Origin of the sequence: Nocardioides sp. QY071, assembly GCF_029961765.1 — a bacterium.
Taxonomy (GTDB): domain Bacteria; phylum Actinomycetota; class Actinomycetes; order Propionibacteriales; family Nocardioidaceae; genus Nocardioides.
Genome location: NZ_CP124681.1, coordinates 2797073 through 2814156 on the forward strand (window position 1 = coordinate 2797073; position 17084 = coordinate 2814156).

Below are 17084 nucleotides of genomic sequence, written 5' to 3' on the forward strand. Positions count from 1 at the left end.
GCAGCGATGCTAGGAGACCCGGTAGGCCGCCGGGGCGTCCGAGGGCACCTGCGGACGGTGCGGTGCGACCGGTTCGACCCGGCGGTACGACGATCCCGCCGCCGGCCGTGGGTCGGCCTCGCCCTTGTTCGGCCACATCGCGACGGCCCGCTCGGCCATGGCCGTGATGGTCAGGGACGGGTTGACACCGAGGTTGGCCGCGACGGTGGACCCGTCGATCACGTGGAGGCCGTCGTACCCGTGCACGCGGTGGTACGGGTCCACCACACCGCTCGTCGCGGACTCGCCGATCGGGCAGCCGCCGATGAGGTGGCCGGTCGCGGGGACGTTGACGAGGTCGGCCCAGGTGCCGCCCGGGATGCCGTCGACCTCCTCGGCGACCTTGCGTGCGACGTCGTGGCCCTGCGGGATCCAGACCGGGTTCGCGGCGCCGGTCCCCTGCCGGGTGGTGAGGGTCCGGCCCCACGGGCGACGGCGCAGGTACGTCGTCAGCGAGTTGTCGAGGCTCTGCATCACCAGCAGCACGATGGTCTGCTCGGACCAGCCGCGCGGGTCGTGCAGCCGGGGCAGGTCACGCCGCCGGCGCCACATCTCCCGCAGGCCGGCGAGGGCACGGTTGCGGCCGTCGGCGGGCACGTCGGTGAGCGTGGCCATCAGCAGCCCGAGCAGGTTGCTGCCCCGGCCGTAGCGGACCGGTTCGACGTGGGTGTGGTCGTCGACGTGCAGCGAGGACGTGATCGCCACGCCGCGCGAGTAGTCGACCTCGTCGCCGCGGGCCCGGACGCCGAGGATCGCCTCGGAGTTGGTGCGGGTGAGCTCGCCGAGACGCGGGGAGAGCGCGGGCAGGCTGCCGCCGTCGCGGAGCCGGTGCAGCAGGCGCTGGGTCCCGAGCGAGGCCGCGGCGAACACCACCTGGTCGGCGGTGAAGGTGCGCCGGCCGCGGCGCACCTTGCCCTCGGTGCGGCGGGTCGTGACGTCGTACCCACCACCCGGGCGCGGCCGGACATCGCTCACCGTCGTCATCGGGTGCACGACCGCGCCCGCGGCCTCGGCGAGGTGCAGGTAGTTCTTGACGGTCGTGTTCTTGGCGCCGACCCGGCAGCCCGTCATGCAGGCGCCGCAGTCGGTGCAGGTGGTGCGCTCGGGGCCGGCGCCGCCGAAGAACGGGTCGGCGACCCGCTCGCCCGGGCTCTCTCCGAAGAGCACGCCGACCGGCGTCGGCCGGAAGCTGTCGCCGACGCCGAGGTCCTGTGCGACGGCCTTCATCACCAGGTCGGAGGGCGAGCGCCGCGGGTACGGCGTCACGCCGAGCATCCGCCGCGCCTGGTCGTAGTACGGCGCCAGCTCGTCGGCCCAGTCCGTGATCCCGGCCCAGTGCGGGTCGTCGAAGAACGCGCGCGGCGGCTCGTAGAGCGTGTTCGCGTAGACCAGCGACCCGCCGCCCACCCCCGCCCCGGTGAGCACGAGGACGTCCTTGAGCAGTGTCATCCGGAGCAGGCCGTAGCAGCCGAGCGCCGGGTTGAACACGTAGTCGCGCACCTTCCACGAGGTGGTCGGGAGCTCGTCGTCGGAGAAGCGCCGGCCGGCCTCGAGCACGCCGACGCGGTAGCCCTTCTCGGCCAGCCGGAGCGCGGTGACGCTGCCGCCGAAGCCGGAGCCGACCACCACGACGTCGTAGTGGGTCATCGGGTCGCTCCTTCCTGGGCAGGGAGGTCGGCGCGGAAGTCTCCGGGGTCCAGGCGGGCGGTGCGCTGCTGGTACTCGCGCACCGTGCCGGGCCAGTTGGTCGTGATCCGGCCGCTCGGGTCGCGGTACCAGCTCGTGCACGAGCTCCACACGCTCTCGGCCAGCCGGCGCTGCATCTCGGTGTCGTACGCCGTCGCGCGGTCCTCCCGGACCTCGACCGGGCCGTGTCGCCCGAGGGAGGTGACCGCCTGCGCGACATACCCGGCCTGCGCCTCGAGCATCCCGATGATCGAGCTGCCGCCGAGGTTGGTGTTGGGGCCGTAGAGGACGAAGAAGCTGGGGAAGCCGGGGACGGTGATGCCGAGGTGGGCGCGGGCGCCGCCCTGCCATGCGTCGGCGAGCAGGCGGCCGCTCCGTCCGCGGATGTCCATGGGAGCCAGGAACTCGGTGGCAGCGAAGCCGGTGCCGAAGACGATGACGTCGGCCTCGTGCAGCCTGCCGTCGGCGGTCCTGATGCCGCGGGACTCGACGGCCTCGATCCGGTCGGCGACCACGTCCACGTGGGGGCGGGTGAGGGCTGGGTACCAGTCGTTGGAGAAGAGCAGCCGCTTGCAGCCCAGCGGGTAGTCCGGCACCAGCCGCGCCCGGAGGGCGGGGTCGCGCACCTGGCGGCGCAGGTGCAGCTGCCACGCCTTGTGCAGCACGCCGACCAGACGGCCGTCGGAGTCGAGGGTCCGGTTCAGCTGCTCGGACAGATGGAACACCCCCTGCCTGGTGAGGCGGTGCAGCCGCGGGTGCGCCGCGAACCGGCGCTGCTGCCGGGGCGAGTACGGACCGTCGGGCTTCGGGACGACGTACGGCGCCGAGCGCTGGAACACGCTCAGCGAGGCGACCCGGTCGACGATCGCGGGCACCACCTGGATCGCGCTCGCGCCGGTGCCGACGATCGCGACGCGCTGTCCGGTGAGGTCGACCCCGTGGTCCCAGGTCGCCGTGTGGAAGGACGGGCCCGTGAAGCTCCCGAGGCCCGGGAGGGCCGGGATCGAGGGACGCGAGAGCTGGCCGACCGCGGAGACGAGGACGTCGGCGCGCAGCTCCTCTCCACCGGCCAGGCGGACCGTCCACTGCCGCCCGACGTCGTCCCACGCCGCGCCGGTCACCTCCGCGCCGGTGCGGACCAGCTCGCGCAGGCCGCTGGCAACGGCGTGGGAACGGAGGTAGTCGAGGATCTCGGGCTGGCGGGCGTAGCGGTGCGACCAGTCGTGCTTGCGCGCGAAGGACCACGAGTAGAGCACCGACGGCACGTCGCACGCCGCCCCCGGGTAGGTGTTCTCCCGCCACACCCCACCGACGTCGTCGGCGCGCTCCAGGACCGTGACGTCGCTGACGCCCGCCTCGCGGAGGTGGTGGGCAGCGGCGAGACCGCCGAAGCCGGCGCCGATGACGATCACGGAGGGATGGGCCATGAGCCCACGCTAGGAACCGGAGGTGGACCGCTGCCAGCGACGTCCGGCCAGGAGATCCATAATTCCGGCCATGATCTCCACGTCCTTCGAGCCGGCCGCGGCCCGTGACTGGCAGTTCCCGCGTCACGTCGCCGGGACGGCACTGCTCGTGACGGTCGGCGCGGCGGCCGGCGCACCGGTGACGGCGCTGCTGCGCGGCAGCGGCCTGGGCGCGCGTGACGTCGCCGACCCGCAGCGCGAGGTGACCGCGGACCAGGAGCTCCGGGTGGTCCGCAACCTGCTCGCCGCCGCTCCTGGCGTGACCGGCGGGCAGGTCGGTGCGGCCTACCACGCCTCCACGTTCGGTCCGCTCGGCTTCGCCCTGCTGAGCAGCCCGACACTCGGGGACGCCGCCAACCTGGCGCTGCGCTTCATCGACCTCAGCTTCACGTTCACGATCCCGTCGGCGAGCGTCGAGGACGACGAGGTGGTCGTGCGCGTCGACCACCGTGGTGTCCCCGACGACGTCCGCCGGTTCCTGGTCGAGCGAGACCTGACCGCGATCTGGACGGTGCTGCGGGAGATCTGCGGCAACCCGCGAGGCCTCGTCGCCACCGGCGATCCGGCCGGCGGCGAGCTCCGCTTCGCGAGCACCTGGCTGGCCCACCCGCTCCCCCAGGCCAACACCCACGCCTGCGCACTCGCCGAGGCCCTGTGCCGCGACCTCGTCTCACCGCGTCGCGGCCGCGACGCCTTCACCGGGCAGGTCAGGATCCTCGTCGCCCAGCACCTCGAGGCGGGCGCCCCGATGGCCGACGTCGCCTCCGCCCTCGGGCTCAGCGAGCGCTCGTTGCGCCGCCGCCTGGCCGCCGCGGGGACGTCGTACCGCACCGTGCTCGACGACGTCCGCGCCGTGGCCGCCGAGGACCTGCTCGCCGACGGGCTGCTGCTGGACGAGGTCGCGCGGCGACTCGGGTACGCCGAGGCGTCGAGCCTGGTCGTGGCCCACCGGCGGTGGACCGGGCGCACGCCGCGCCGTCAGGCGTCGAGCGCACGCAGGTAGCCGCCTCGTCCCTTCCGGCCCCGCCCGGGTTCGCGATACTGATGCGATCGGCCACGGGTACTGCCTGAGCATGGGTATCGAGTCGGCCACCGTCCTCGACGACCGCTACCGGCTGCTCGACGAGCTGGGCCACGGCGGGATGTCCGACGTCTTCCGCGCCTTCGACGACGTGTTGAAGCGCGAGGTGGCCGTGAAGGTCCTGCGCGAGGTCGAGGATCCCGTGCTCCGGGCACGGTTCGTCGCCGAGGCCCAGCTGCTCGCAGGACTCAACCACCCCGGACTGGTCACGCTGCTCGATGCCGGCATCCGGTCCGACCGGCCCTATCTCGTGATGACTCTGGCCGAAGGGCCGACCCTCGCCGGCCAGCTCAGCGCGGGAGCCCTGCCGCCGAGGACGGTCGCTGAGATCGGGACACAGCTCGCCGCAGCGCTCGCCTACGCCCATGAGCAGGGGGTCACGCATCGCGACGTCAAGCCGAGCAATGTGCTGCTGTGCGCCGACTCGCGGGCGCTGCTGGCCGACTTCGGGATCGCACGCCTCGCCGGCGACCTCGAGCAGCACACCCGGTCCGGCGAGACGGTCGGCTCTCCGGCCTACCTCGCGCCCGAGCAGGCCGCGGGCGAGGCCATCACTCCGGCGGCGGACGTCTACTCCCTGGGCCTCGTGCTGCTCGAAGCACTCACCGGGGAACGGGCGTTCCCAGGTCCGCCGCTCGAGTCAGCCGTACGCCGGCTCTGCACCCAGCCGGCGCTCCCGGCGTCGCTACCACGCGCCTGGCGAGACCTGCTGCAGGCGATGACCGCCCGTGACCCCGACGCCAGGCCGACCGCCGAGGACGTCGCCTCGGCGCTGGCCGCGGTCGCGAACGACCTGGTGCCGCCCGCCCCTGAACCGAGCGAGAGCACCCAGCCGATGGCCGTGCCGCGTCCCGGCGAGCCCGCGTCCCGCCACCGACGCCGCTGGCTCCTGGCTGCCGCGCTGCTGGTCGCGTTGGCCCTCACCGCCCTGGTGCTCGTCGTGACGTCGCGCGACCCAGCGCCCACCTACGGCCGCACGGACGTTCCCGCGGGCGTTCCGGAGCAGTATCAGGCACCCTTGCAGGACCTCCACGACGCCATCGAGGAGCCGCAGTGAGCCGGCGCATCCGAGTCGCGCTCGCCGCCGCCGCCCTCGTCCTCCTGCCTGCACTCGGCGTCGCGGGCTGCGGGGCGGCGCAGCGGACCTCTGCCGCGGACGACGTGCCTGCGCTCCGCGCGTCGCTGAGCAAGGTCGATCACGCGATGGCCGCGCGGCACTACCCGGCGGCACAGGAGGCGCTGCTCCAGCTCATCGCCGAGGTCCGGCGCGCACGCGCTGCCGGGGACCTCGACGCGGCAGCGGCGAGGGACATCCTCGCCGCGGCGCGTGCGCTGCTGGCGGGCCTGGGCGTCGACGCCCCGGCGGCTGACCCTCCGACACCCGCGGTCGGTGAGAGTCCGGGGAATGACGCGACTCCCCGCCCGACCAGGACCCCGCGCAGGGAGTCGTCGCCCGGACCCATCCCGACACCGACCTCGACACCGACCTCGACACCGACTCCCGGTCCGCTGCCGTCAGAAGCGCCCACGTCGGCGTCCTCGGACCCGGCAGGTCCCGGGGCCCCCGCGTCGAGCCCGGGGGCCGACGGCACGACGCCCTCCCCGTCAGGAGCCGCCACGCAGGCCGCCACGCAGGCCGCCACGGCCAGTACCACGGCGAACGCACCGTGACCGAGTGCGCGCCGCGGGTGTGACTACGCGGCGGGATAGGTCACCGTACGGTCGGGGCCCACCTCCGGCTCCGCACCCCACCGGCCCAGCACGTGACGTCGTGGCGCCTGGCCGACGCTGAGGTGCCACACCGTCCAGCCGCGTGCGACGACGTCGTTCGCGATGAGCAGCCGGTGACAGCGCCACGGCATCGGCTCCCCGCAGAGCAGGACCGCGTTCCGGGCACGCGCCAGCTCCTCGAGCTCCGCGCGTCCCTGTGCGTAGGGTGCGGTGAGCGTGTAGTCGGCGTAGTTGTGGAAGCTCTGGTTGCGCCACCCGGCGTTGAGGGCCGGATCGACGTCCTGGCGCCGGCGGCGCCCGGCCAGCTCAGGCACCCGGAGGTAGTCGATGCCGGCCTCGCCCAGCCACCCCGGCATGGCGTCACCGTCGAACTGCGGACTCCGACGGGACCCCGGCAAGGCTCGAACGTCGACCACCAGGTCCACCTGCTCCGCGAGCAGCGGTTCGAGGAACGCCGCTTCCGGACACGTCCAGTGCCCGATCGTCCACAGCGTCTCGCCGGTCGTCGCCGGCGTCCCTGGCCCGTGGTCACCCATCAGACCGGTCTACACCACCGGTGGTCGGCCGGTCGGCGCGATGCATGAAATGCAGAACGGCGGCCCTGGGGCCGCCGTTCTGTCTGGTGTCCGAGGGGGGACTTGAACCCCCACGCCCTAATACGGGCACTAGCACCTCAAGCTAGCGCGTCTGCCAATTCCGCCACCCGGACGAGTGCTGGGAAACCGTAGCAAAGGCTGCGCGCAGACACGGAATCGGCACCCCTTTTTTCCGCTACGTGGGCTCACTGCGGGCGGACGAGCTGCACGACCAGGCCGCGGCCCGGCTCCGCCTCGCTGGCGACCACGGTGAGGGTGTCGGGGAGCTCGGCGCCGAGTGCCTCGGCCTCGGCGTACGAGCCGAGCTGGAGCAGGGCGGCTCCGTCGGGATGGAGATGGCGCTCGATCAGCCGCACGCAGTCTCGTGCCCGGTCCAGCCCGTCGGCACCGCCGTCGATCGCCAGGACCGGGTCCGCGGGGAAGCACCCGACGAGCTCGCTGCGCACCCAGGGCGGGTCGGCGACGACCAGCGCGAACACCTCGTCGGAGCTGAACTCCTCCAGCGACACGGTGCGCACGTCGACCAGCGCCGCGCGGCCCGCCGACTCCGCGTTGAGGCGGGCGTAGGCACAGGCCACCGGGTCCACGTCCACGCACACGAGGCGGCGGTCGGTGCCGTGCACGGCCAGCAGGCCGAGGTGGCCCACGCCGCTGCAGAGCTCGAGCACGGGTCCGGGTGGTACGACGGACAGCAGGTCGTGGGCCCACAGCGCCTGGGTCTGCGTCCATGCCCGCGGCGCCAGCACCCGCTCGTCGTAGCTGATCGTCAGGGAGCCGAAGGGAACGCTGTGGCCCCTCGTGGGGCGGCGGGTCACCGGTCAGCCGACCGTCTTGCCGTCGGGACACTCCCGGCAGGCCCACCACTGCACGAGGACCGAGCCGTCCGGAGCGAGCGTGACCGGCCCCCGGACGTGCTCGGTGGTCGTGCCGCAGGACAGGCACTCCAGACGCCGCACCTGCTGTGGACTGCCGGCCGTCCGGCCGTGGGGGACGAGACGCGCGGCGACCACGCGGGGGTCCGGCGCCGGCGCAGCACTCCCGCAGCCGCTCGAGGGGGATTGCTGCATCCCTCCACGCTAGGCACCGGCTGGTCCGTCCGATATCCGCTGCGCGCCAGTCTCCGTGGCCGTCCAGCGAACCCGGGCACGGAGCTGGTCACCCCCGGCGACGCGTGGCGCCGGGCGTCTCGTCGTACGCACGCCGGTAGGCCTGCCCGAACCTGCCCTGGTGCGTGAACCCCCACCGCAGCGCGATGTCCGTCACGCTCGCGCCGTCACCCGAACCCGCGGCGGCGAGGTCGCGGTGCGCCCGGGCGAGGCGGACGTCGCGCAGGTACGTCATCGGCGTGGTGTCCAGGTGACGCCGGAAGGCCAGCTGCAGCGACCGGACGCTCACGTGGGCGGCCGCCGCGATCTCGACCGGAGAGAGGTCGAGATCGGCGTTCGCGTCGATGAAGGCGATCGCCCGGCGTACGGCGGCCGGGTGGGCGTCGCGACTGTCGGCGAGGCTCGGACCGGCGACCGAGGTGTTCGAGAACGCCTCGAGCAGCTGGGCCGCGAGGTAGCGCGTCGCCGTCCCGAGCACCAGCGGGCTGGCCACTGCGTCCGGGTCGGACAGTACGACGTTGTCGAGGTGGTCGATGGCGGCCCGGACCCGACGTGCGGCGGCCGCGTCGACCGGACGGTGGCCGGTGAGCTCGACCGTGTCGTGACCGGGCGCCGGGGAGGCCACCTGGGCCAGGACCGACGGGTCGAGCATGGTCACCGTGTAGCTCGCCCGGTTGATCGTGCCGCCGTAGGCGCGCTGCGGTGGCGCGAGCGAGAACAGCTCGCCGGCGCCGAAGCTCTCGGCCGTCGTGCGCTCCGGTCCGTGGTCCTCGACGGTGCCGGACGCGACGTCGCACAGGCTGATCATCTGCAGCGGCTCGACCTCGTAGGACATGACGAACCCGAGGTCGACGCGGTCCACGCTGATCGCTGGGGCGGCGGCCCGCGCGATCCGGGTCGACGCGGTGGTCGTGGTGCTCCCGATCCGCATGGGCGCGTAGTTCTCGCTCAGGAACTGCTCGGTCTCCTCGAGACCGTCACTCTCGAACAACATCGTCGCCGCGCCTCCTGCACACTTCTCCACGGACCCTAGTACCCGCTACGGACAGTCATGACCTCCCAGGTCATGGGCAGCGGCCGCGACCGGTCGGACGATGGCCGCATGACATCGAGCCTGGACGTCCTGGCGTGGGGGCGAATCGGACTGGGGGCGGCGGCGCTCGCCGCGCCCGGCACGACCAGCCGCACGTTCGGGATCACGCCGACCCCGGAGGTGGCGTACCTGACCCGGATCTACGGTGCCCGCGCGATCGCCCTCGGGGCGGCGTACCTCCTCGGCGGAAGGGCTGAGCGCGACCGCCTGCACCTGCTGGGGCTCGGCATCGACGTGTCCGACACGGTGACCGGCCTGGGGCACCTGGTACGACGCGACAGCAGCCCGCGCGCGATGGTGCTGGTGACGGCGCTGACCGGGAGCTATGCGGCGGTCGGTGCGGTGCGCGCGCTGGGCCGACACGCCCGGCGCCCTTGAACGAGGTGCGGGCACCTGCAACGGTGGGAAAGGTCTCTGACCTCGAACCGAGAAGGCAAGCCATGCTCACCCTCACCGAGAACGCCTGCACGATCGTCAAGCAGATGACCGACGCCCCCGACGTCCCGGACTCCGCGGGACTGCGCATCACCCAGGCCGAGGCCGGCTTCGCCGTGTCCGCTGCCGACCAGGCCGAACCCGGCGACAAGGTGGTCGAACAGGACGGTGCGACCGTCTACCTCGACGAGGACTCCGCCACCAAGCTCGACACGATGACGCTCGACGCGGGCATCGACGACTCCGGCACGCTGCAGTTCGGGCTTCTCGCCCAGGCCTAGATGTAGGCCCGTCGGGCTCGCTCTGGGATCGTGGGCGCATGCAGGACCTGCGCATCGCCTTCGTTCCCGGAGTGACCCCCGACAAGTGGGCGCGGGTGTGGCGCGAGCGCAACCCGCGGATCCGGCTCCACCTCCTCCCGGTCGAGGAGGAGCAGCAGCGTGGCGTCCTCGACGACGGCGACGCCGACATGGCGCTGGTGCGGCTGCCGGTCGACCTCGAGTCGCCGTCGCCGCTGCACTGTGTGCGCCTGTACGACGAGGTGCCGGTCGTCGTCGCCGGGCGCGAGCACTTCGTGGCAGCCTCCGATCCCGACACGCCGATCCCCCTGGCCGACCTCGCCGAGGAGCAGCTCGTGCTGCCGCACCCGTCGGGGTGGACGCCGTCGGTGGAGCAGCTGCCGTTCCCCGCGATGGACGTCAAGGACGCGATCGAGGTCGCGGCCTCGGGCAGCGGGATCGTGATCGTGCCGATGTCGGTGGCCCGCCTGCACCACCGCAAGGACGTCGTGCAGCGTCCGGTCGAGCTCGACCCGACCAGCGTGGCCCTCGTGTGGCTGCGGGACGCGGACAGCCCGGTCCACCAGGACTTCGTCGGCGTGGTGCGCGGCCGCCGCGCCAGCAGCAGCCGCTGACCCGCTCGCCCCTGCGTCGGCTCAGCCCCAGGTCGCGCCGACCCGCGCCGCCAGCTCCCGCCCCTGGTCCCGACCGGAACGTGCCGCCGGTGCGCGCAGCGAGAGGTCCATGGCACTCGCGCCGAGGTGCTCGGTGGCCGGGAAGAGCGTCTCCACCCGGCTGCCGCCCGCGCGCAGCCCGGCGACCTGGGACGCGAGGTCGAGGCCCCACTCCTGCGGGGCACGCGACCGGCCGCCGAACGGCGAGAGCACCAGGACGTCGTCGTAGCCGGCCGCCAGGTCCGCGTTGTCGGCATTGGCCCGGAAGCCGCCGTCGATGTAGGACCGGCGCCCGATCGGGTACGCCGGCCCGCTCGAGCAGCTCGCCGCCACCGCGTCGACGAGGTCGACCCCGCTGTCGCGCTCGAAGCCCACGGGCTCGCCGGTCGCGGCGTCGACGGCCGTGATCAGCAGCCGCTGTGCCGGCCAGGCCGGGCTCGGCAGGCGGGTCGCGACCGTGGCTCGCCAGCGCTCGGCCCAGGACTCCCCCGACCCCGCCGCGAGGTCGAGCGCCGCGGCGCCCAACCGCCGGCGCATGTCGGCCGCGTCGGTGGCGGCGGCGATCAGGCGCGCCGTCCGCTCCATCTGGTCCGCCACGGGTCGCGCCGCTCCGGGCCGTGCGGGACGCTGCGGGACCGGTGCCTCCAGGACCGCCGTGAGCAGCTCCGCCGCGGAGCTGCTGGTGACCTGGGCGGCGGCGGTCGAGCCGGCCGACGTACCGATCATCAGGTCGGCGGTCGTGACGTCGACGCCCGCCTCGAGCAGCCCGGCCACGACGCCGACCAGCCAGGCGTTGCCGGTGGCGCCGCCGCCACCGAGGACGAGTGCTCGCGTGCTCATGACAGGTGGCTCGCCGCCCATTCGCCGAGGACCCGGGCGCTGCGGTCGACGAGGGTGGCCCACTCCCACGCACCCGCGTCGGCGTTGTCGGAGACGTGCTTGACCAGCCGGACGGGTACGCCGAGCTCCTGGGCGACGTACGCGACGGCGTAGCCCTCCATGTCGACGAGCTGGGCCTGTTCGGCCAGCCGGGCCCGCACGACCGGGTCGGTGACGAAGACGTCGCCGGTCGCGAGGACGGTCCCGCCCGGCCCGACGACGATCCGCTCGCGCGGGTCGTAGCCGAGCGCGCGGATCGCGTCGGCGTTGATGTCGTGGTTGAGGACGGTGCCGATCTCGTAGAGCCCCGACTCGGCCGACAGCCCGTCGTGCAGACCGCCGGCGGTGCCGAGGTTGACGACCTCCAGGTCCGCGAGGTCGCTGCGGACCGCCAGGTGGCGGGCGAGGGCGGTCGCCGCGGCGGTCTTGCCCATGCCCGTGACCAGCACCTCGAGACCGGCGGGGACGTGCGCGACCTCGGCGCGGGTGGCGGCGACGATGAGCGGACGGGGCACGGCGGTCACCCTAGTGTGGCCCCGTGCACTCCCCCCGCCCGGCTGTCGTGGCCCGTGCCCCCGGCCGGGTCAACCTGATCGGCGAGCACACCGACTACAACGGCGGCCAGTGCCTGCCGTTCGCGATCCGGCTCGCCACCACCGCCACCGTGACGCTCCGCGCCGACGACCAGCTGCGGATGACCAGCACCGAGGCGGCCCCGGGTGACGCCCTCTGGCAGCGGTACGTCGTCGGCGTGGTCGCCGAGCTCCGCGCGGCCGGCTGGACGGTGCCCGGCCTCGACATCGGGCTCGCCTCGACCGTGCCGCTCGGCGGCGGCCTCTCCAGCTCGGCCGCGTTGGAGTGCGCCGTCGCCACCGCCGTCGCGGGCCTGCTCGGCATCCCCCTCGACGCCGACACCCGGCGGCTGCTGGCGGGTGCCTGCCGCCGGGCCGAGACCGACCACGTGGGTGCCCCGACCGGCGGCATGGACCAGCTCGCCAGCATGCTCGGCGCCGAGGGCCACGCCCTGCTCGTCGACTTCGCCGACCCGGGCGGACCGGCCACCACCCCGGTCCCGCTGCCCGTGACGGCGGCCGGGCTCGCCCTGCTGGTCACCGACACCGGCGTCCGGCACTCGCTCGCCGACGGCGACGGCGGGTACGCCCAGCGCCGGCGTGAGTGCGAGGCGGGCGAGCCGCGTCGGCTACGCCACGTCACGACCGAGAACGACCGCGTCCGCGCGGCGGTCGAGGCGATCGACGACGGCGAGTGGGACCGCCTGGGTGCGTTGATGACGGCGTCCCACGCGTCCCTGCGCGACGACTTCGAGGTCTCCGTCCCCCAGCTCGACCTGGCCGTCGAGACCGCCAACGGCGCCGGCGCCCTCGGCTCGCGGATGACCGGCGGCGGGTTCGGCGGCTGCACGATCACTCTCGTCGCGGCGGACCGGGCGGCCGTCGTACGGGAGGCGGTGGACGCGGCCTACGCCGAGCGCGGCTGGGCACGCCCGGTGCACCACCTCGTCGAGCCGGGTCCGGGAGCGGAGGTCCTCAGCACTGCGGGATGAGGCAGAACGCTCCGTCGGAGAACCCGGCGGGCCGGATGCCGAGCACCTCGGCGAACCCGCCGGTTCCTCGTTGCATTCCGACCTTCTTCGTCCGACCTCGCCCACGTGTCACGTGGCTGTTCCGGCATGCGGTTTGGTCCCAAACCGCAACATCCGGGCCTCCAGACCTGCGGTTTGGGACCAAACCGCAACTGGTCAGACCAGCCCACCGACCGTCACCAACGCCTCGGGCCCGCCCCCGCCTCAGCGAGAACGGGCCCAAAGCACCCCGGCTGGTCAGCTCACTTCAGCTCGGCGCTCGACAGGCCGAGCACCCGCCTGGCGACGATCAGCTGCTGGATCTGCTGGGTGCCCTCGAAGATGTCGAGGATCTTGGAGTCGCGCGCCCACTTCTCGAGCAGCTCCTCCTCGCTGTAGCCGATCGAGGCGCACAGCTCGACGCACGACAGCGTCACGTCGGAGCCGACCCGGCCGGCCTTCGCCTTGGCCATGGAGGCCTCGAGCGAGTTGGGCTTGCGGTTGTCGGCCATCCACGCGGCCTGGAGGGTGAGCAGGCGCCCGGCCTCCCAGTCGGACTCGAGCTGGAGGAACTTCGCCGCCGCCGCACTCTGCAGGATCGCCGGCTTGTCGTAGTCGACCTCGATCCCGGCCTCCTTGAGCAGGTCGCGGGTCAGGTCGAGCGAGGCACGGGCGCAGCCCACGGCCATCGCGGCGACCAGCGGCCGGGTGTTGTCGAAGGTCGCCATCGCGCCGGCGAAGCCCTGCTCGACGTTGATCTCCGGTGAGCCGAGGAGGTTGTCCTTCGGGACCCGGGCGTCGGTGAACGTGATCACCGCGGTGTCGGAGGCGCGGATGCCGAGCTTCTCCTCGAGCCGCTCGACCTTGACGCCCGGCGTGCCCTTCTCGACCACGAACGACTTGATCGCCGCGCGGCCCAGGGACTTGTCGAGGGTCGCCCACACGACGATGCAGTCGGAGCGCTCACCGGAGGTGACGAAGATCTTCTCGCCGTTGATGACGTACTCGTCGCCGTCGAGCACCGCGGTGGTGGAGATCGCGGCCGAGTCGGAGCCGAACGACGGCTCGGTGATCGCCATCGAGGCCCAGCGGCCCTTGAAGCGCTCGAGCTGCTCGTCGTTGGCGACCGAGGCGATGGCCGAGTTGCCGAGGCCCTGGCGGGGCATCGACAGCAGGAGGCCGGTGTCGCCCCAGCACATCTCGGCGACCGAGGTCACCGAGGCCAGGTTGGCGCCGTTCTTGACGCTCTTCTTGTCTGAGTCGTCGCTGTCACGACGTACGCCGGTCGCGCCGGCACCCTCGCTCGCGCCGGACTCGGAGAGCCCGTCGATCATCGCCGCGAGCATGTCGAGCTCCTTGGGGTACTCGTGCTCGGCGATGTCGTACTTGCGAGAGATCGGTCGCAGCATGTTCATCGCGACCTGGTGGGCCTGGTCGACCAGCGCCCGGTGCTTCTTCGGAACCTCGAGGTTGATGGCCATCAGACCAGCACCGTCCCTTCCATGATGCCGATGGCACGCAGGTCGCGGTACCACCGCTCGACCGGGTGCTCCTTGACGAACCCGTGGCCACCGAGCAGCTGGACGCCGTCGAGGCCGATCTGCATGCCCTTGTCGGTGCACGCCTTGCGGGCCAGGGCGACTTCGCGGGAGAAGTCCTTGCCGGCCGCGGCGCGCGAGGCGGCGCGGTAGGTCAGCAGCCGCATGCCCTGCAGCTCGATCGCGATGTTCGCGACCATGAACGCCACCGACTGGCGGTTGGCGATGGGCTCGCCGAAGGCCTCGCGGCCCTTGACGTACGGCGTCACGTAGTCGAGCACGGCCTGGCCGGTGCCGACCGCGAGGGCGCACCAGGCGAGACGGGACAGGCGCACGCACTCGGTGTACGTCGACCCGTCGGTCTCGCCCAGCACGGCATCCGCCGGGACCTTGACGTCCTCGAGGACCAGCTTGGTCATCGACGCGGCGCGCACGCCCATCGCCGGGTCGCCCTCGACCGAGAGGCCCTCGGTGGAGGACTCGACGAGGAACAGGACGGGCTTGCCGTCGAGGCTGGCGCCGACGACGAACAGCTCGGCGCTGTCGCCGCGGGCCACCAGGCTCTTGGTGCCGTTGAGGACGTAGCCGTCGCCGGCCTTCTTCGCGGTGGTCGACGGGGTGAGCACGTCGAACAGGACGGTGGGCTCGGTGAGCGCCAACGCGGCCGCCGGCACGGTGCCGTCCTCGGCGCTGAACGCCGGGAGGTAGGTCTGCTGCTGGGCGTCGGTGCCCCACAGCCCGATCGCGGTGGCGACCGAGCCGGGCGCCAGCGTCGCGACGGCCAGGCCCAGGTCGCCCTTGGCGAGGGCCTCGGCGACGAGGGTGCCGGCCATGGCCGAGCGCTCCTCGGAGACGCCGCCGAGCGACTCGGGCAGGCCGAGGATCGGCAGGCCGATCTCGAGGCTGGCCTTGAGCAGGTCGTCGGGCGCCGCGCAGGCCTTGTCGGCCTCGGCCGCGGCGGGCCGGACGACCTCGTCGGCGAACTCGGTGACGACGTCGACGAGCATCTGCTCGTCCTCGCCCGGGGTGAGGTCGAAGACGCCGCTCGCGGCGGCGTTGGTCGGCCGGGTGCCGGGCTGGCCGCCCTTGCCGGCCTTCGCGAACGTGCGGCTCGCGTTGGTCATGGTCTTGAACCCGGTCCGGGTGACGGAGAAGACCGCCTGCTCGGCCGGCTTGCGGAGGCGGACCTTGTCGAGGAGGTCGGTCTGGGCGAGCCGGTTGAGGCCGGCGACGAGGTAGCCGATCGGGTCACGGCTCTCGCTGCTCGGGACCCCGTGCTTGCCGCCCGGCTTGAGGTTGCTGATCAGGGACATGACACTAAATGTAACTATGAGTTACACATTGCGCTACAGATGGTCCCAAATCACCGCGTGTGATCTGGGCGTCAGTCGATCCGGACCCCGATCGTCGTGCGCGGCAAGGTCAGCAGCACACTGCCCGTCCCGCCCGTGCTCGTGCGGGTGGTGACCCGCCGGGTGCCCTCGATCACCAGCGTCCCCGACGTGAACGACGCCGGTACGACGAAGGCCGGGTCCGGCGTGGGCGTGTCCGGGGAGAGGTCCCGGCGAGGGAACGCCGTCCCGTCGTCCGCCTCGAGGTGCAGCTCGGCGAGCTCGAAGCCGCGCGGGCGCGGGTCGTCGGGCGTCGTGTAGGTGACCTCGACCGCGAGATAGGCCTGGCCCGGGTCCCGCAGTCCACGCGGGCCGTTGAAGAAGAACAGCCGCGCCAGGCCGACGTGGACCGAGCGCACCGCGTCGGGGCCGAGCGGTGCGTCCGCGGTCGGACGCAGCACGAGGTCCGCGTCGAGGTCGGCCTGCGGGTCGGGCCGGGTGAGGACCGCGATGTTGCGTCCGGTCGCCGTACCGTCGACCAGCGAGACCCGCTGGTCGTAGCCGTCCGCGTCGAGGCGCAGCTCGACGCTCGCGCCGTCCGGCACCGCGACCACGTACGACGGTCCGCCGGCCGGCAGCGGCACTGCCATGCCGTCGACGACGACCGCCAGACCGGCCGCGGCCCACGGGGCGCACGGCTGGTCCTGGCACGGCCCGTCGGCGAGCGTGAACCTGCGCAGCCGACTGCCGGGCGCGGAGAGCAGCACCCCGATCTCGTCCTCGGCCTGCTCGACCGCACCCAGGTCGCCGACCCGCACGCCGGCAGTGCGTCCGGCCAGAGTCGCGGCGACGACACCGGCACCGGCCGGGTCTCCGGTGCCCACGACCGTCCCGGCCGGCACCACGCGCAGGTCCGGCGGCGCGGCGCGCCGGGCCGGACCGGACCGTGGTGTGCCCTCGCCGCGCGACACGACCACCGCCAGCACGATGAGCGCGACGACGACCAGGACGGCCACCGCCACCAGGGCCGCGACCTTCAGGCCGCTCCGCGCTCGTGAGCGCTCCACCTCGCGCGACGGCGGCGCGAGCGACAGCGGCAGGAGCGGGCCGGCCAGGACGGTGCGCTCCTCGGGGAGCACCGTGCGCGGCTGCGAGCCGGCCACCTCGTCCTCGCTCACCTTGCCCAGCGCGAACAGCAGCGCCGCGAGCGCCCAGCGCGCGCTCATCACGTCCGCTCCACCGCGCAGCCGGGCCAGCCGGAAGGCCTGCGCGTCGAGGGTGTGCCGGGGCTGGGCCCCCTCGGCGAGCTGGGCCAGCACGCGGGCGAGCGTGCCGAGCCGGATGGCGTCGGTGAGCAGGTTGACCTGGCCGTCGGTCGTCCGGCCGGCCGGGGCGTAGTCGTCGAAGGCCGCGCGGAAGTCCTGCGGGTCGTCGAGCACCGCCGGTCCCAGCCGGGCCACCAGAGCGGCCAGCTCGTGGTGGGTCTCCACCCGAGCACCATCGCACCGGCGCCCGTCGTACGGCCGGTCCCGACCGATCTATACCGAGTTCGGGGGACGGCACGGCGGC

18 protein-coding genes and 1 tRNA gene are annotated in these 17084 nt (G+C 73.4%); 7 read left to right on the top strand and 12 right to left on the bottom strand.

The features are described 5' to 3' along the window. Positions 1-9: 9 nt before the first annotated feature. Together QI633_RS13465 and QI633_RS13470 are read right to left on the bottom strand one after the other, a co-directional pair. On the bottom strand, positions 10-1686 hold the full coding sequence (locus tag QI633_RS13465) for a GMC family oxidoreductase (protein WP_282426063.1): 1677 nt from the start codon (positions 1684-1686) through the stop codon (positions 10-12). Continuing rightward, positions 1683-3152: an NAD(P)/FAD-dependent oxidoreductase gene (locus QI633_RS13470; RefSeq protein WP_282426064.1), complete on the bottom strand. Its 1470-nt coding sequence runs from the start codon at positions 3150-3152 to the stop codon at positions 1683-1685. Before QI633_RS13470 ends, QI633_RS13465 begins: the two co-directional genes overlap by 4 nt. Before the next feature lie 70 nt (positions 3153-3222). Here QI633_RS13470 and QI633_RS13475 point away from each other — a divergent pair, with 70 nt between their 5' ends. The 3 genes from QI633_RS13475 (at position 3223) to QI633_RS13485 (ending at position 5943) form a co-directional block, all read left to right on the top strand. Beyond that, positions 3223-4194: an AraC family transcriptional regulator gene (locus QI633_RS13475; RefSeq protein WP_282426065.1), complete on the top strand. Its 972-nt coding sequence runs from the start codon at positions 3223-3225 to the stop codon at positions 4192-4194. A 70-nt stretch (positions 4195-4264) separates the two neighbouring features. Next, entirely contained in the window at positions 4265-5329 is a 1065-nt protein-coding gene (locus QI633_RS13480) for a serine/threonine-protein kinase (RefSeq protein WP_282426066.1), read from the top strand. Further along, complete coding sequence (locus QI633_RS13485; protein ID WP_282426067.1) at positions 5326-5943, top strand: hypothetical protein; 618 nt, start codon at positions 5326-5328, stop codon at positions 5941-5943. The genes QI633_RS13480 and QI633_RS13485 overlap by 4 nt, the downstream gene beginning before the upstream one ends. Positions 5944-5966: 23 nt before the next feature. Here the strand turns inward: QI633_RS13485 and QI633_RS13490 are convergent, their stop codons facing one another. From QI633_RS13490 to QI633_RS13510, 5 genes are all read right to left on the bottom strand, one after another. Beyond that, on the bottom strand, positions 5967-6539 hold the full coding sequence (locus QI633_RS13490) for a DUF488 domain-containing protein (RefSeq protein WP_141798721.1): 573 nt from the start codon (positions 6537-6539) through the stop codon (positions 5967-5969). A gap of 84 nt (positions 6540-6623) precedes the next feature. After that, positions 6624-6712, bottom strand: a tRNA-Leu gene (locus tag QI633_RS13495). Between the two features lie 72 nt (positions 6713-6784). Then, positions 6785-7414 (bottom strand): class I SAM-dependent methyltransferase, encoded by a 630-nt coding sequence (locus QI633_RS13500; protein ID WP_282426068.1) that lies wholly within the window; start codon positions 7412-7414, stop codon positions 6785-6787. Positions 7415-7417: 3 nt separating this feature from the next. Continuing rightward, positions 7418-7666 carry a hypothetical protein gene (locus QI633_RS13505; RefSeq protein ID WP_141798719.1) on the bottom strand — a complete coding sequence of 83 codons (249 nt, stop codon included), beginning with the start codon at positions 7664-7666 and terminating at the stop codon, positions 7418-7420. An 88-nt stretch (positions 7667-7754) separates the two neighbouring features. Further along, positions 7755-8699: a helix-turn-helix domain-containing protein gene (locus tag QI633_RS13510; RefSeq protein WP_141798718.1), complete on the bottom strand. Its 945-nt coding sequence runs from the start codon at positions 8697-8699 to the stop codon at positions 7755-7757. Between the two features lie 108 nt (positions 8700-8807). Here QI633_RS13510 and QI633_RS13515 point away from each other — a divergent pair, with 108 nt between their 5' ends. The 3 genes from QI633_RS13515 (at position 8808) to QI633_RS13525 (ending at position 10146) form a co-directional block, all read left to right on the top strand. Further along, on the top strand, positions 8808-9176 hold the full coding sequence (locus QI633_RS13515) for a DUF4267 domain-containing protein (protein ID WP_282426069.1): 369 nt from the start codon (positions 8808-8810) through the stop codon (positions 9174-9176). A gap of 62 nt (positions 9177-9238) precedes the next feature. After that, the gene (locus QI633_RS13520) at positions 9239-9514 is read left to right on the top strand and encodes a Fe-S cluster assembly protein HesB (RefSeq protein ID WP_282426070.1); all 276 of its coding nucleotides are present in this window, start codon (positions 9239-9241) and stop codon (positions 9512-9514) included. Between the two features lie 38 nt (positions 9515-9552). Next, complete coding sequence (locus tag QI633_RS13525) at positions 9553-10146, top strand: LysR family transcriptional regulator substrate-binding protein (RefSeq protein WP_282426071.1); 594 nt, start codon at positions 9553-9555, stop codon at positions 10144-10146. Between the two features lie 21 nt (positions 10147-10167). Here QI633_RS13525 and QI633_RS13530 read toward each other — a convergent pair whose 3' ends face one another. Together QI633_RS13530 and QI633_RS13535 are read right to left on the bottom strand one after the other, a co-directional pair. Further along, positions 10168-11025 (bottom strand): patatin-like phospholipase family protein, encoded by an 858-nt coding sequence (locus tag QI633_RS13530; protein ID WP_282426072.1) that lies wholly within the window; start codon positions 11023-11025, stop codon positions 10168-10170. Further along, on the bottom strand, positions 11022-11579 hold the full coding sequence (locus QI633_RS13535; RefSeq protein ID WP_141798713.1) for a nucleosidase: 558 nt from the start codon (positions 11577-11579) through the stop codon (positions 11022-11024). Before QI633_RS13535 ends, QI633_RS13530 begins: the two co-directional genes overlap by 4 nt. A gap of 23 nt (positions 11580-11602) precedes the next feature. On the opposite strand from QI633_RS13535, the gene QI633_RS13540 reads away from it, so the two are divergent. Continuing rightward, positions 11603-12628: a galactokinase family protein gene (locus QI633_RS13540; protein WP_282426073.1), complete on the top strand. Its 1026-nt coding sequence runs from the start codon at positions 11603-11605 to the stop codon at positions 12626-12628. Positions 12629-12909: 281 nt separating this feature from the next. Here the strand turns inward: QI633_RS13540 and QI633_RS13545 are convergent, their stop codons facing one another. From QI633_RS13545 to QI633_RS13555, 3 genes are all read right to left on the bottom strand, one after another. After that, on the bottom strand, positions 12910-14127 hold the full coding sequence (locus QI633_RS13545; protein WP_282426074.1) for an acyl-CoA dehydrogenase family protein: 1218 nt from the start codon (positions 14125-14127) through the stop codon (positions 12910-12912). Next, on the bottom strand, positions 14127-15497 hold the full coding sequence (locus QI633_RS13550; protein WP_282426075.1) for an acyl-CoA dehydrogenase family protein: 1371 nt from the start codon (positions 15495-15497) through the stop codon (positions 14127-14129). The genes QI633_RS13545 and QI633_RS13550 overlap by 1 nt, the downstream gene beginning before the upstream one ends. A gap of 71 nt (positions 15498-15568) precedes the next feature. Further along, entirely contained in the window at positions 15569-17005 is a 1437-nt protein-coding gene (locus QI633_RS13555) for a hypothetical protein (protein WP_282426076.1), read from the bottom strand. Positions 17006-17084 lie beyond the last annotated feature (79 nt).